13 protein-coding genes are annotated in these 14,234 nt (G+C 37.1%); 9 read left to right on the top strand and 4 right to left on the bottom strand.

Annotated features, from left to right (window positions below):
* Position 1 precedes the first annotated feature (1 nt).
* Entirely contained in the window at positions 2-2,788 is a 2,787-nt protein-coding gene (locus PZ892_RS04365; RefSeq protein ID WP_277712154.1) for a TonB-dependent receptor, read from the bottom strand.
* A 262-nt stretch (positions 2,789-3,050) separates the two neighbouring features.
* Here PZ892_RS04365 and PZ892_RS04360 point away from each other — a divergent pair, with 262 nt between their 5' ends.
* Genes PZ892_RS04360 through PZ892_RS04340 form a run of 5 tightly spaced genes read left to right on the top strand, consistent with a single transcriptional unit; the run spans position 3,051 to position 7,807 of the window.
* The gene (locus PZ892_RS04360) at positions 3,051-3,494 is read left to right on the top strand and encodes an acyl-CoA thioesterase (RefSeq protein ID WP_182499349.1); all 444 of its coding nucleotides are present in this window, start codon (positions 3,051-3,053) and stop codon (positions 3,492-3,494) included.
* 20 nt (positions 3,495-3,514) lie between these two features.
* Positions 3,515-4,180, top strand: a complete 666-nt coding sequence (gene rsmI / locus PZ892_RS04355; protein WP_094255106.1) for a 16S rRNA (cytidine(1402)-2'-O)-methyltransferase — start codon at positions 3,515-3,517, stop codon at positions 4,178-4,180.
* 34 nt (positions 4,181-4,214) lie between these two features.
* Positions 4,215-5,024 carry a PH domain-containing protein gene (locus PZ892_RS04350; RefSeq protein ID WP_277712153.1) on the top strand — a complete coding sequence of 270 codons (810 nt, stop codon included), beginning with the start codon at positions 4,215-4,217 and terminating at the stop codon, positions 5,022-5,024.
* Positions 5,025-5,027: 3 nt separating this feature from the next.
* Complete coding sequence (lnt, locus tag PZ892_RS04345) at positions 5,028-6,632, top strand: apolipoprotein N-acyltransferase (RefSeq protein ID WP_277712151.1); 1,605 nt, start codon at positions 5,028-5,030, stop codon at positions 6,630-6,632.
* Between the two features lie 41 nt (positions 6,633-6,673).
* Complete coding sequence (locus tag PZ892_RS04340; RefSeq protein ID WP_182499346.1) at positions 6,674-7,807, top strand: cysteine desulfurase family protein; 1,134 nt, start codon at positions 6,674-6,676, stop codon at positions 7,805-7,807.
* A 32-nt stretch (positions 7,808-7,839) separates the two neighbouring features.
* On the opposite strand, the gene PZ892_RS04335 is transcribed toward PZ892_RS04340, so the two are convergent.
* The 3 genes from PZ892_RS04335 to PZ892_RS04325 form a co-directional block, all read right to left on the bottom strand.
* Positions 7,840-8,421 carry a hypothetical protein gene (locus PZ892_RS04335; RefSeq protein ID WP_182499345.1) on the bottom strand — a complete coding sequence of 194 codons (582 nt, stop codon included), beginning with the start codon at positions 8,419-8,421 and terminating at the stop codon, positions 7,840-7,842.
* 146 nt (positions 8,422-8,567) lie between these two features.
* On the bottom strand, positions 8,568-8,984 hold the full coding sequence (locus tag PZ892_RS04330; protein ID WP_182499344.1) for a copper resistance protein NlpE: 417 nt from the start codon (positions 8,982-8,984) through the stop codon (positions 8,568-8,570).
* Positions 8,985-9,052: 68 nt separating this feature from the next.
* On the bottom strand, positions 9,053-9,385 hold the full coding sequence (locus tag PZ892_RS04325) for a tetratricopeptide repeat protein (protein WP_182499343.1): 333 nt from the start codon (positions 9,383-9,385) through the stop codon (positions 9,053-9,055).
* 291 nt (positions 9,386-9,676) lie between these two features.
* Here PZ892_RS04325 and PZ892_RS04320 point away from each other — a divergent pair, with 291 nt between their 5' ends.
* The 4 genes from PZ892_RS04320 to PZ892_RS04305 all read left to right on the top strand — a co-directional run bounded on the left by PZ892_RS04320 (position 9,677) and on the right by PZ892_RS04305 (position 13,562).
* Positions 9,677-10,408, top strand: coding sequence for an electron transfer flavoprotein subunit beta/FixA family protein (locus PZ892_RS04320; protein WP_094255113.1), 732 nt, complete (start codon positions 9,677-9,679; stop codon positions 10,406-10,408).
* Between the two features lie 24 nt (positions 10,409-10,432).
* The gene (locus PZ892_RS04315; protein ID WP_277712150.1) at positions 10,433-11,407 is read left to right on the top strand and encodes an electron transfer flavoprotein subunit alpha/FixB family protein; all 975 of its coding nucleotides are present in this window, start codon (positions 10,433-10,435) and stop codon (positions 11,405-11,407) included.
* Positions 11,408-11,511: 104 nt separating this feature from the next.
* Complete coding sequence (locus PZ892_RS04310) at positions 11,512-12,171, top strand: bifunctional nuclease family protein (protein ID WP_182499341.1); 660 nt, start codon at positions 11,512-11,514, stop codon at positions 12,169-12,171.
* Positions 12,172-12,203: 32 nt separating this feature from the next.
* Positions 12,204-13,562: a nucleoside permease gene (locus PZ892_RS04305; RefSeq protein WP_094255116.1), complete on the top strand. Its 1,359-nt coding sequence runs from the start codon at positions 12,204-12,206 to the stop codon at positions 13,560-13,562.
* Positions 13,563-14,234 lie beyond the last annotated feature (672 nt).

Here is a 14,234-nt window from a genome sequence, read left to right as displayed (position 1 = left end):
ATTATAAATCATATTTCACACCAAGCGTATAACGAGGCTTGTAATATTCTAATTGAAGCATGCGTTGTACTTCACCTTGGTAGTATCGTAATGGTTGGTTCGTTAAGTTGTTGGCTTCAGCAAAAATGCGGATAGACTTGGTTACTTTATAAGCCGCATTTGCATCAAGGAAGAATTGCTTATCATAGTAAGCATCTGAAAACGCATCACTTCCGATTTCATCCAAGTAAGCAGCTGTATAGTTCGCGGATACGCGAGCGGAGAATTTATTATTTTCCCAAGACAAAGATCCGTTTAACATGTGCGGCGCCGTTCTAGGTAATCCCAATCCTTCACGTAAAACACCTTTTTCACCTGAAATACCTTTAGCTTTTGATTTGGTAAAAGTATAATTCGTATAGATTGCCAATCCTTGTAAAAATTTTCCAGGAAGAAAATCCAACTGTCTTTGGAAGGCAACCTCTAATCCATACACATCTACTTTTTCACCGTTTCTAAATTGCGAGAAGTTCCAATCTTCACCTGCCTGAATAGGGTTATCTAATGTTGGGAATGCTTCTTTAAAACGTTCTGAGGTAAAACGTCTATCATTGTACATGTAGATAAAGTTTTTCAAGTTTTTATAGAAGGCACCTCCTGAAATAATACCCACATTTCTAAAGTAATGCTCCAACATTACATCGTAGTTAGTTGCGTAGGTAGCTTTCAAGTTAGGATTTCCGGCTAAAAGCTCTTTATCTTCTATTTTAGTATTTACATAAGGAGCTAAGGCATAATAGTTAGGTCTTGCCAAGCTTGTTGTTACAGCTGCACGAAGAACGAAGTTATCCGTAAAATTGTGTTTTAAAGTAATACTAGGAAGGAAGTTGGTGTAGTTGTTTTTATTGCGAATCTGTCCTTCCAACTCTTTTTCATCAACTACATTATTACCAGTATAATCAATTCTGGTATGTTCCACACGACCACCTAAAATCAAGGCTGTATTTTCAGTAATATTTTGATCCCAACGAATATATCCTGCGTAGATATGTTCTTTCGCATTGTAGTTTACGGAAAGGAATTCTGAAGGATCAGACTCTTCGGTAAATTGAGATTTATCATGAAGATTTAACCCACCTAAGTAGTTTTTATCTACAAAAGTACCTGCAGCATATCTTTCACCTTGGTCCCATCCTTTAGCGCTCCAATTTACTAATGGCAAAGCTGACATATCATTAAAGCCTTTTGAAGGTTTACATTCGAAGAAGTTATTATTTCTTTCTTTCGTTTTTAAGCGAAGACGACCACCGAAGCGTAATCTACCTTTTTGACCATCAATAACTGATAGGGGTAATCTGAAATTTAATTTAGCACCGATTTCATCTTCATCAGTATTATTTTCGTTTTCAGTTATTTTACCAAATTCAAATTTGCTCAAATCGGCACTTGTAGGATTTACAAAAGGTAAATAAGGATCAGAGATATCTACCGATACAGGAGTTTTTGCTTGTTCATAAGCAATGTACCTTTCATTTGGTCTCCATTCAGAAGCTCTAGAATAAGATGCAGACCAGTCCATATCCAAGAATGAAGAGATCAGGTGTTCCCCTTGTAGGGAGAAATTCATGACTGTTTGACGTTCAAGACGACGACCTTTATTACGGTCATTATCTATACCACCTTTAGTTTCACGTTCAACTTGTGCGGTATAGGTCTTTGATGCTTCATCGAATTTAAATTTTGAGTATTTTGTTGCGAAACGGTTTTCACGGTCATCGCGCCAGTTATACATAGCATTCAAAGCGATTCTATTTCTAGCATTAAAATCATAATCTAATGCCGCAGAAACACTACGACGAACACGAGTTACATCATATTTACGGATTTGCATTTTATTCAAGGATACTTTTCCAGCATCCTCTTTCCATTCTGCCTCTATATTATTCGAGCCAAAATCATTGGTTTGCATAGTTCCACTCAATACAATACCCATTTTATTATTTAAAAAGCGATTACCGTAGATTAATGATCCGTTATAAATAGCTTTTTCACGAACTGGGGAATAGCCTCCCGCCAATGTTGCTGAAATCCTTTGTTTATTAGGGGCAGCACGCGTAATCAAATTGACACTACCACCGATTGCATCAGCATCCATATCAGGAGTAAGGGTTTTATTTACTTCGATGGAAGAAATCATATCCGAAGGAATTAAATCCATCTGTACATTTCTATTGTCACCTTCTGCCGATGGAATCCGGTCACCATTCAATGTAACAGAGTTTAACTCAGGAGATAAACCACGAACGATAATATTACGGGCTTCACCTTGGTCATTTTGCATTGTAATACCGGGCACACGTTTCAAGGCATCTCCAATATTTTGGTCAGGGAAACGACCAACTTGGTCTGATGAAATGATATTACTGATATTACTGTTGTTTTTTTGTTGATTCAGGGCTTTGGCCTGTCCTTTTGCAATATCTCCAATGACTTGCACCTCGTCAATCGTTTTACTTGCTGGTTCTAGTAAAATCTCAATGGCTTGATTGGTTGTATTGATTTTTTGTTCATAATGTTGGTAGCCTAAATAATCTACAGAAAGAGTATAAGTTCCTGCAGGTAGGTTTAAAAATTCAAAATTACCATTTGCATCCGAAATGGTGAATTTGTTACCTTCAGCAATTCTTAATGTTGCTCCTGGTAACGAAAAATGATCATTGCTGTCCATAATCTTTCCCTTCAAAACTGTGTTTTGAGCAAAGGAAATACAGCAGATTAAGTTGAATAATAGTAATAGAGATATTCTCATAAAGTCAATAATTTATTGGGGCAAAAATATTTACAGAGGTTTACTAGACTATTAACCAAATGTTATTAAAATATTAACAAATAAGATATTACATTTTCTTTAATAAACATTTTTGCGGTTATACGAAAGCGATTAAGAGCAATAAATTAGGACAATTCATAAAGCGTGCATGCTACCATCATGTTAATGTTAGGATCGATTAAATCCTGCAAAGCATTGTATATTTTTCATATTTTTAGAAAAAAAGTTTAGGATTGATTTTATGGAAAACAATATTTTTTACGAAGGACAGGTGTTATGGTCACAAATTGATGCGAATGTACATTTACGTCATTCAGCATATGCGGATTTTTGTGCTCAAGCACGAAGCAACATGTTAAATCAATTGGGATTATCCTTAGAGGAATTCAATAAACGTAAGATTGGACCTATTTTATTTAGGGAAGAGTTAAATTATCTACGGGAAATTGGATTGGACGAGCGTATTAAAGTGAGCGTTGTTATTACCAAGTTCAACAGCTTGAATTCAAGGTTTTCATTTCGTCATGAGATCTTCAAGGAAAACGGTGTTAAAGCCGCGGTTGTGGTTGTAGATGGGGCATGGATGAATATAATAGAGCGTAAATTGACGAACATCCCTGATGAATGGAAGGAAATTGTTCGTAATATTCCTAAGTCCGAAGATTATACCGAAATAGATTCTTAGTTTATCGTTATCTTTGGCATATGTTATACATCGTTCCCACCCCCATTGGAAATTTGGAAGATATGACCTTTCGGGCAATCAATGTTCTAAAGCAGGTTGATATTATCCTAGCGGAAGATACGCGAACAAGTGCACCTTTGTTAAAGCATTTTGGCATCGATAAAAAGGTCTTTGCCCATCATCAGCATAATGAGCATAAAGCGGTTCAGGAAATTATCCGATTATTAAAAGAAGGAAACCAAATAGCCTTAATTTCTGATGCAGGAACTCCTGCCATTTCAGACCCGGGATTTTTATTAGTTCGCGAAACAATCAAAGAGGGGTTGGATGTTCAATGTCTGCCAGGAGCTACGGCTTTTGTTCCGGCATTGGTAAATTCAGGGCTGCCAAATGATCGGTTTTGCTTTGAGGGCTTTTTGCCAGTAAAAAAAGGTAGGCAGACGAGGCTGAAATCCTTGGCAGAGGAAAAAAGAACGATGATTTTTTATGAGTCACCACATCGAATATTAAAGACTATCGATGAGTTTATCCAGGTTTTTGGCGCTGAGAGGCAGGCATCAATTTCGAGAGAAATCAGTAAATTGTATGAAGAAACTGTCCGTGGAAGTTTAGCTGAGGTAAAAGCACATTTCGAGGCGAATCCCATCAAGGGAGAATTTGTATGCTGTGTGGCAGGACACGAATAATTAGGTAAGAATAAAAGACGAAAATATCAGATCAATGGAAAATTATCAAATCGACAAATTTGTTCAAGATGGACAGGATGCAAAAGTGGTTGAAAAGATCCACGGTAAGATTTTAGATATGCTGACCCCTGGGGAATCCATTAATTACATTGCATTGCAAAAGAAACCAGCTGTAAATCTATTACCAGATAGTATTACGGTTTCGAATAATAGAATTTTTCTTTGCGAATTCACCAAATTAGGATTGGCGACGAATTTTGAAATCTTTCCTTGGAAGGATATTAAAGATATAGCATTTAAGGAAGAGATTTTTGGTTCGAAAGTTACGGTAATTCCATTTACGGGAGAAAATTTAACAATTGATTACATTCCAAAAACACAAGCCAGGAAATTGTATCAGTTGATCAAGGATGCATTAGCGAATTTACAAAACCAAAAAGCTGAAAATAAAGAAAACAAGGTTGTGATTGAAAACAAACCAGTTTTCAATGCTCCGGTTACCAAGCCCGAGGAGAAGGTTGAACCGATTCAACCTGTTGCTCCTATTGAACCTGAGCGTCCTACAGAACTTCCAAAATTTGAGGAAAGACCTAGTTTGAATTCTATGTTTGCGCAGCAAAATCAGCAGCAGCATTCGAAACCTGAAAACCAAGGTTTTCAACAGCCAAATAGTTATACTCCCCCTACTCCAGCTGTTCCGGAACCAATCGTATCGGAAAACAAGGTTGAAGAGGATGATGAGATTACTTTGAAGTTAAAAAAACTTAAAACACTTTACGATAAGCAGCTTATTACTCAGGCTGAGTATGAAACCAAAAAAGCTGAGGTTTTAAGCCAACTATAAAACATGAAGAATAATTATTTTCTATCCATTCTGAGTGCAGCCTTATTATGGTTGGCATGGCCACCGATTCCTTATACAAGCTTTTTGTTGTTTATTGCTTTTGTACCTTTATTAATAGCGGTTGAAAACATTATCCGTGGGGATTATAAGCACAAAGGTCGTAAGGTATTTGGATTTGCATTCTTAACTGGAGTAATTTGGAATACAGCCTCAATTTATTGGGTTTATAATGCGATGAATGCATTTTTAGGCGCATTTCCATCCTTTATGATATCTCTAATTCCATTTACTCTTGCACCATTATTAATGGGATTGGTTTTTCGTCTGTATTACCAGTTACGGAAAAAGAATTCTATTCTGATCAGTTTTATGGGATTGGTTTCCTTTTGGATGGCCTATGAATATTTACATCAGAGTTGGGAATTAGCCTTTCCATGGATGACCTTGGGCAATGGTTTTGCCAACTTCCATCAGATTATCCAATGGTATAGTGTGACCGGGGTATATGGAGGGACCTTGTGGATTTGGGTAGCAAATATCTTGGCATTTTTATGGTATTGGCAGCGAAAGGAGAAAATCGAAGTCTATAATCAAAAGGTATTATTGGCAATTTTTGGAGGATGGGTTTTAATTCCAGCCATTGGTTCATTCATTGGCTACAGCAGTTATGAAGAACATGTAAATCCATCGGAGGTAGTAACTGTACAGCCCAATATTGATCCCTATTCAAAATGGGGACCGATTTCACCAGAGGAACAATTAAAGACCCTGACGGATCTATCTCAGAAAGTTGCTAAGCTAAATACAGAGTTTTTCATTTGGCCTGAAACAGCAATTTCTGGTTCAAATGGGATAAATGAGGAAGAGTTCAGAGAATATGACCAATACCAGACGGTCGTTGACTTTTTGGAACCATATCATAATGGCAATGTGCTTTCAGGAATTGAGAGCTATGTCATCTATCAGGATCAAAAGACCATTACGGCAAGACCCATTGGCAATGTATTTTATGATAGTTTCAATGCGGGGGTATTAGTTGACGGCTCAAGTAAGCTACAATTTTATCACAAGTCAAAATTAGTACCTGGAGCTGAGAAAATGCCTTTTGGGAAGGCTTTAACGATCTTAACACCCTTGTTTAAACATTTTGGTGGCACCACTGGGGGATATGGCAGTCAGGCAGAACCTTCCGTTTTTTATTCAGCAAGTGGAATTGGTGTAGCCCCCGTGATTTGTTATGAATCTATTTGGGGGAATTATGTTGCTGAATACATTAAAAAAGGTGCTCAGTTTATCGCTGTGATTACGAATGATGGTTGGTGGGGAGATACTTCGGGCAAGGACCAACACCTCCAATATGCGAAGCTACGAGCCATAGAAAATCGTCGTTGGGTGGTTCGATCAGCCAATACGGGTATTTCAGCTTTTATCAACCAACGAGGTGATATTGTTCAAAAGAGTTCTTGGTGGGTACCAACTGCTCTCTCCCAAGAAATAAATTTAAGTGAAGACTTGAGTTTCTATACAAAATATAGTGACTTAATAGTCTATTTTTCCTTCATAACAGGCTTATTATCAATTGTCTTAATGATTGTCAGAAAAAAATAAATATATCTTCTTTTTCCTATTGAATAATTATATTTGCCGACATGCAAGTTTATTTTGATAATGCCGCCACCACTGCCTTAGATAAGGAAGTTATTGAGGTCATGGTACAGATGTTGAATGAGAATTTCGGGAATCCCTCATCGATCCATGCACATGGTCGAGAAATGAAAACCATCGTTGAAAAAGCACGTAGATCCGTAGCTAAATTATTGAATGCATCTCCATCGGAGATATTCTTTACTTCAGGCGGTACAGAAGCTGATAACATGGCAATTGTACGAGCGATTGAAGCCTATAATATTACTCACGCAATCAGTTCACCAATAGAACACCACGCTGTTCTTCATACTTTAGAAGAGATGGAGAAAGCAGGTAAGATTCATTTAGATCTACTTTCAGTAGATTCCAAAGGGAATGTAGACCTTGTTCAGTTAGAAGAATTACTTTCAAAGAATCCAAGAACCTTTGTTTCCTTGATGCATGCCAACAATGAATTGGGTAACCTAACGGATTTGAAAAAAGTAAGTGAGCTATGTGAGCAATTTGATGCAGTTTTCCATTCGGATACTGTTCAAACAATGGGTCATTATGCTCATGATTTATCCAATTTAAAAATTGATTTTATCACTGGAGCAGCCCACAAATTCCATGGTCCAAAAGGCGTAGGATTTTTATATATCAATAGTCGTAACAAAATTAAGCCATTGATTTATGGTGGTGCTCAGGAGCGTAATATGCGTGGGGGTACTGAAAATGTTTATGGCATTGTAGGATTGGCTAAGGCTTTGGAAATTGCTTATGCTGAAATGGAAGAGCATCAAAACTATATTCAATCATTGAAGGATTACATGAAGGATGAGTTGATCAAAGCAATTCCAGATGTAAAATTCAATGGTGAAGTAGATGCTGACAAATCTTTATATACGGTATTGAATGTTTCATTACCATGTACTAACATGGGCGATATGTTATTATTCAATTTGGACATCAAAGGCGTTTCAGCTTCCGGTGGTAGCGCTTGTAGTTCAGGCTCAGAAATTGGTTCACACGTTCTTCAAGGTATCTGTGCAGATTCAAAAAGACCATCAGTAAGATTCTCATTCAGCAAATACAATACGAAAGAAGAAATTGATTTTGTAGTGCAGATTGTCAAAGAAATCTGCGAACATAAATAAGCGAAAAGAGCTGTCAGAAATGGCAGCTCTTTTTACTTGTCCTTGTGCAGCTTTACAAGTATGAAATCATGACCTTTCTTCAGAGAAAGATGCATTTCATCATTTGCTAGATATAGAACCTGGAAGGTTGTAAGATGTGTATTTGTAGAATCATTCAGGATAAGCTTTGCCTCTTCTAAGTCCAATTCCCAATTGGCTTTAATGGTTTGGTTATAGGATTCATCATAGACCATTTGTTGGCATCCAGAATCAAAAGAGTTTTTCTTATAAAACTGCTTTTCATAAATCTCTGCTTTAGCATTGGCATTAAAATTTATCTTAAAGTATTCCAAACGTTGTTCAATCTTACTTAGTTTATCTGAACAAGGTTTTTCGATGGAATTGAAGGTGATCAATTTATTGATTTGATTTATTTGGGAGTAATCGAAACTTGAGAGTTCACCTTTAGGTTTAATGTTACTATCGTAGTATTCGTAAGCAGTCCAATGACCGACAATTTGATGAGCCAATTCATAGGAATCCTTCTTTTCACTCAACACCTGAAAAAGGGGTCCAAAACCTATTAACAACAATAAAAGAAGGGGCAAAATAAAAAAGGAATATTTGGTTTTCATGAATTCATCATTAGTGCTTACCAAATATAAATAACCGATAAGATTGCAAAAATACCTAGTACTAGGTATTCATGTAATTCAATAAACCATGAAAATAGAGAGATTCTGAAGCTCGAGTAATAAAAAAGACCTGTCGAAAACAGGTCTTAATTTATTTTTTGAAGGATATATTTTTCAGCGAGATCGCCTTTTATTTCTTTTCCGGCGAGGTCTAACTGATTTAATTGTCCTTTAGAGATTTTGAAGCTATAATCGACATTTTCCAAACTCAAAATGTCTTTATTAATTATCCATTTACCAGTACTTTCAAATACCTCGCTACTTTTGCCAACATATTCGTAGCGCATGGAATAAGTTTTATTTTTATCCAGATTTAGTACTGTCGCAATTGTAGTACAATCAGCACAGGGTAATTTCCCTTCATAGGTGCCTACTATTGCGATTCCTTTGATAGCATTGTCCTCGGAACCAACAAGCTGATTGACATTGGACTTGTTATTTATACAACTAAATCCAAAAATCAAGATGATGACTCCAATTAATGACAATGTTAAAGCTCGCATAGTTAAATTCTATACCTAATAAAAAAACAAAAAAGATACCACAATTCTGTTTTTTATAAAATTTAACATTAATCTTCGTCGTCAAGTAATCCTTGAGCTAATAAGAGGGCGTTTTTCAGTTCGCCTAAAGCATGGAAATTTCTTTTTTGTTGTGCGATTAGGATTCCTTTTTCATAGATTTCAATACCTGCATCTTTTTCATTTTCAGCTTCTAAAAACTTTCCGAAATGATAGTAGGTGCCGACATAATCAGGGTGAGCTTCCAATAAATCTTCAAAGCCTTTTCTTGCGTTTTGCTTATCCCCCAATTTCAGGAATTCCATGGTCAGGGCATATTTCAGGAAAGGATCATTTGGACTTTCATTTAAGAAATCCTGTAATTGTTCGAGTCTACTTTGCATAGACAAAAGTAAATAATATTTGGGAATGGTTTAGGGTCAGGAAATAAAGTAAAAATTACTATGCTAGCATAGAAAATGACAAATCTATGACTATTGGTTTTTTAGCCTTTTTGTTGCCATATTTTAAATTTTATAAGGGCAACCGGTTGTTATTTTAAATAATCATCAAATCACAAGCTAATTAATTGAAATTTTATCAATTAACAAATATTAGCGCAGATGGGAAAACGATGAATTCTTGGCTTTGAAATGCTCGTTAATTAATGTAGGTTTGTGTAAAACGTAAGAATTATGAGAATATTAGTATGTATAAGTAATGTCCCAGACACCACTTCAAAAATAACATTCAGCAACGATAATACAGTTTTTAATAGTAATGGTATTCAGTATATCATTAATCCATATGATGAGATTGCTTTATCCAAGGCAGTTGAGTTGGCAGAAGGCGGAAAAGGTACTGTCACAGTAATCAATGTTGGCGATGCGAGTACAGAGCCTACGATTAGAAAGGCATTGGCTATTGGTGCTGACGATGCAGTTCGCATTAACTCACAGCCTAGAGATGCATGGTTTGTGGCCAACCAGATTGCCAATTATGCTAAGGAGCAGAATTTTGATTTGATCTTAACGGGTCGTGAATCCATAGATTATAACGGTGCGCAGGTTGCTGCCTTATTAGGTGAATTATTGAATTTACCTTCAGTTTCGATTGCGAAGAAATTAGATATCCAAGACAACAATGCAACCATCGATAGAGAAATCGAAGGTGGTAAGGAAGTATTAACAGTATCCTTGCCAGTTGTAGTAGGTACAGCCGAAGGTGTTGCGGAGCCAAAGATTCCAAATATGCGTGGGATCATGGGCGCAAGAACAAAACCTTTGCAGGTAATAGAGCCGATCACGGTGAATGAATTATCGAGCATTTCGAAATTTGAATCACCTGCTCCACGTGGTGCAGTGAAATTGGTGGAAGATGTGGACCAATTGGTTCAATTATTACACAGTGAAGCAAAAGTTATTTAATTCATTTATCCTTAAGAAATTATCATGGCAATTTTAGTATATATTGAAAATACAGATGGAGTATTAAAGAAGTCAGCATTTGAGGTTGCATCTTATGCAAAAGCAATTGCTGATCAGTCAGGCGATTCTGTGACTGCACTTTCCATAGGAAATGTAGAGAAATCAGAGTTGGAAAAACTAGGAAAATACGGAGTATCCAAAGTGTTGGATGCTAATCAAGATAAATTAAAGAGTTTTGTAAATAAAGCTTACGCTTCGATCATTGCATCGGCAGCGAAGCAAGAGGGCGCCAAAGTCGTTGTGCTTTCAAACTCCTTCAGCGGAAAAGGATTGGGACCGAGAGTTGCTGCGAAATTGGATGCTGGATTTGCAGACGGAGCGATTAACTTACCTACTTTCAATGGAGAGCAAATGGAAGTTAAGAAAACTGCGTTTTCAAATAAAGCATTCGCAACAGAAGTCATCAGTTCAGCTGTTAAGGTAATTGCTGTAAACCCGAATGCCTTTGAATTGAAGGAAAATGCTGGTTCGGTAGAAATCGTTGATTTCACTCCAGAATTACAGGATCAAGACTTTAATGTTATGGTTAAGGAGATTGTTCGTGCAACGGATAAGATTTCATTACCAGAGGCAGAGATTGTTGTATCAGCCGGTAGAGGGCTGAAAGGTCCTGAGAACTGGGGGATGATCGAGGAATTGGCGGAAGTATTAGGTGCAGCTACAGCATGTTCAAAACCAGTTTCCGATGCAGGTTGGAGACCACATTCAGAGCACGTAGGACAAACAGGAATTGTTGTAAGTCCAAATTTGTATATTGCAATTGGTATTTCAGGAGCGATTCAGCATTTAGCTGGGGTTAGCTCATCGAAAAATATCGTAGTAATCAACAAAGATCCGGAGGCACCCTTCTTTAAGGTTGCGGATTATGGGATAGTTGGGGACGCGTTTGAAATCGTACCCAAGTTGACAGAAGCGATTAAAAACATTAAAAACAACTAGGAATAACTAAACAATGAACGAGTGGCCTTGCCTAAAAAAACGCAGGGTCACTTTTTTTTTGCTGTTAATATTCCCATCTTTGTAATCACGTTAACGTGTTATCGATGAAGAAAATCAAGTTAGATATCGTAGGCTTATCCTATAGCCAGACGCAGTCAGGAGCATACGCTCTTGTCCTAGGAGAGGTAGGAGGAAACCGTAGACTACCTGTTATCATTGGTGGTTTTGAGGCTCAATCCATTGCCGTAGAAATTGAAAAAATGACTCCTAGCAGGCCACTAACGCATGATTTATTCAAATCATTTGCAGAAACTTTCAAAATAAAACTCGAAGAAGTACTGATTTATAATCTGGTAGATGGAATTTTCTTTGCCAAGTTAATCTGTACCGATGGCGAGCAAACCTCCGAAATCGATGCAAGAACTTCTGACGCTGTAGCTTTGGCTGTACGTTTTGAATGTCCGATTTATACCTATGATTTCATCATGAATACAGCTGGTATTGTCATTGAGGGCAATGATTTTGCCTTTTTGGAGAACATTGAGAACGTTGGAAATTACAAACAAACTGAAAATCCAAGCGAGGAGAAAGAACACGAAAGTGTTGAAAAAGAAAAAGAAAAAGAACCAGCAAAGAACAAACCATCACCCTACGCCTCATTAACGCTGGAACAACTTGAAAAAACCCTAGAAAAGGCTATCGAGAATGAACAATACGAGACAGCTGCCAAAATTAGGGACGAAATAGAAAAGCGAAAATCATAATTTCTACCTAAAACATCCATAACAAAAATACGATGTCAATTAAACTGAGGTTAACAATCATGAACTTCCTACAATTTTTCGTTTGGGGAGCATGGTTGATTACAATTGCAAACTATTGGTTTGGGACTAAAAATTGGGGAGGTACCGAGTTTGGTGCTATTTTCTCAACCATGGGGATTGCCTCATTATTCATGCCTACGCTGATGGGAATCATCGCGGACCGCTGGATCAATGCAGAAAAATTATATGTTGCTCTACACTTGCTGTATGCTGCATGTTTGATTTATCTGGCACAAGTCCAGGATCCTAGTTCCTTCTTTACGGTCATGTTATTAAGCATGTGTTGTTATATGCCTACGCTGGCCTTATCCAACTCCATAGCTTATACCGCGTTAAATCAAGGGAATTACGACTTGATTAAAGCCTTCCCTCCTATTCGGGTTTGGGGAACAGTTGGATTTATCGCAGCGATGTGGATGACCAACCTAAGTGGCAGTAAAGCAACCGAAGGTCAATTCTATATTGCTGCCGGAGGTTCTATCCTATTAGGAATCTATTCGATTTTCAACCTGCCTAAATGTCCTCCTCAAAGAAATATTAAAGAAAATGCCAGTATATCGGAATTGTTGGGCTTGGAAGCATTCAAACTTTTCGGCAATTTCAAAATGGCCATGTTCTTTGTATTTTCCATGTTTCTAGGAGCAGCATTGCAACTTACAAATGCCTATGGAGATGTATTTTTGGACGAATTCAAGTTTTTCCCTAAATACGTAGACTCCTTCGTTGTTAAATATTCGACCATCATTATGTCGATTTCCCAGATTTCAGAAACCTTGTTCATCCTTGCTATTCCATTCTTTTTGAAGAAATTCGGAATCAAGCAGGTTATGCTGATTGCAATGGTTGCCTGGGTATTGCGCTTTGGATTGTTCGCATATGGAAATCCTTCATCAGGTTTATGGATGATCATTCTTTCCTGTGTGGTCTATGGAATGGCATTTGACTTTTTCAATATCTCAGGTTCCTTATTTGTGGAGACCAATACCAATAACAAAATTCGTTCTTCGGCTCAAGGATTGTTCATGATGATGACGAACGGTTTTGGGGCTGTTTTTGGCTCTTGGGTATCGGGATGGATCATTGATAGGTTTTACACCCTATCGTTTACTGACAGCTCTTCTTTGGCTCAATTTTTAGATACTACAGCCGATAACAGTAGTCTCCAAAATTTCATTACTTCCAGAGGGGTCTCTGTAAGCAATGGAATCTTTGATCAGGTTATCCACTTGAAAGATTGGCATCATATCTGGCTAGCCTTTGCTTTATACACACTCGTAATTGCTATTCTATTTGCAGTTTTGTTTAGACATAAACATGAAACGCAAGCGTAGTAGTAAAGTATTTAGTATTTAGTATTTAGACTTATGGCGGGCGCATAGTTTTAGGGATTGAATAGATTATAAAGTCAAAATATTAGAATTAATAGAAATGGTTTAGGGGTTGAATCTCTTAAACCATTTTTATTTTGGGATGGTTTTTTACTCTTTTATTGGGGTTAATACTCTATTCTAGGGAAGTTGTAATTGTGTGGATTATGATTGCTTGAATGCTGAATAATATTTTTTTGGGGGATAGGGATTGTATGGAGATTAATATTTGGGGTTGGTTTAATAAGAGATTAGAAATTAATAGCCATTAATTTTTGTAGAAAGGTGTTGATGGGATCCTTATTGATAAGATGGGTCTAGATGGGATAGATGTTGCTTCAGATACTGATTGTTGTGGATAGGTATTGTGGGAAAGGACAGTTTTACTGACAGGGGGATTTATTTTTCTGGGGCTGAAGGTGAGGATTTGTTAGCTGAAAGTCTTTGGGGTCGGTTTTTGTCATGGAATTCTAACGGGATTGTTAAAAGATGTTAATAGCAATAGGTAGAAATACAATCGGCATATGCTTTGCGTTATTATAGTACAAACAGAGTAAAAGAGTAAAAATTTCATAATTTAGGTTAATAATTGGTTAGTTAGAAATCCTGAGGTTCCCCGCCTCAGGATTTTTTTAT

This window comes from Sphingobacterium sp. WM (assembly GCF_029542465.1).
Taxonomy (GTDB): domain Bacteria; phylum Bacteroidota; class Bacteroidia; order Sphingobacteriales; family Sphingobacteriaceae; genus Sphingobacterium; species Sphingobacterium cellulitidis.
The sequence above is the reverse complement of the archived record's forward strand: the minus strand, read 5'-3'. Positions and strand labels throughout refer to the sequence as shown.

Bases quoted from the DNA above. Each gene is read 5' to 3' on its own strand.
- PZ892_RS04365 (WP_277712154.1), bottom strand. From the start codon at position 2,788: ATGAGAATATCTCTATTACTATTATTCAACTTAATCTGCTGTATTTCC.
- PZ892_RS04360 (WP_182499349.1), top strand. From the start codon at position 3,051: ATGGAAAACAATATTTTTTACGAAGGACAGGTGTTATGGTCACAAATT.
- rsmI (WP_094255106.1), top strand. From the start codon at position 3,515: ATGTTATACATCGTTCCCACCCCCATTGGAAATTTGGAAGATATGACC.
- PZ892_RS04350 (WP_277712153.1), top strand. From the start codon at position 4,215: ATGGAAAATTATCAAATCGACAAATTTGTTCAAGATGGACAGGATGCA.
- lnt (WP_277712151.1), top strand. From the start codon at position 5,028: ATGAAGAATAATTATTTTCTATCCATTCTGAGTGCAGCCTTATTATGG.
- PZ892_RS04340 (WP_182499346.1), top strand. From the start codon at position 6,674: ATGCAAGTTTATTTTGATAATGCCGCCACCACTGCCTTAGATAAGGAA.
- PZ892_RS04335 (WP_182499345.1), bottom strand. From the start codon at position 8,421: ATGAAAACCAAATATTCCTTTTTTATTTTGCCCCTTCTTTTATTGTTG.
- PZ892_RS04330 (WP_182499344.1), bottom strand. From the start codon at position 8,984: ATGCGAGCTTTAACATTGTCATTAATTGGAGTCATCATCTTGATTTTT.
- PZ892_RS04325 (WP_182499343.1), bottom strand. From the start codon at position 9,385: ATGCAAAGTAGACTCGAACAATTACAGGATTTCTTAAATGAAAGTCCA.
- PZ892_RS04320 (WP_094255113.1), top strand. From the start codon at position 9,677: ATGAGAATATTAGTATGTATAAGTAATGTCCCAGACACCACTTCAAAA.
- PZ892_RS04315 (WP_277712150.1), top strand. From the start codon at position 10,433: ATGGCAATTTTAGTATATATTGAAAATACAGATGGAGTATTAAAGAAG.
- PZ892_RS04310 (WP_182499341.1), top strand. From the start codon at position 11,512: ATGAAGAAAATCAAGTTAGATATCGTAGGCTTATCCTATAGCCAGACG.
- PZ892_RS04305 (WP_094255116.1), top strand. From the start codon at position 12,204: ATGTCAATTAAACTGAGGTTAACAATCATGAACTTCCTACAATTTTTC.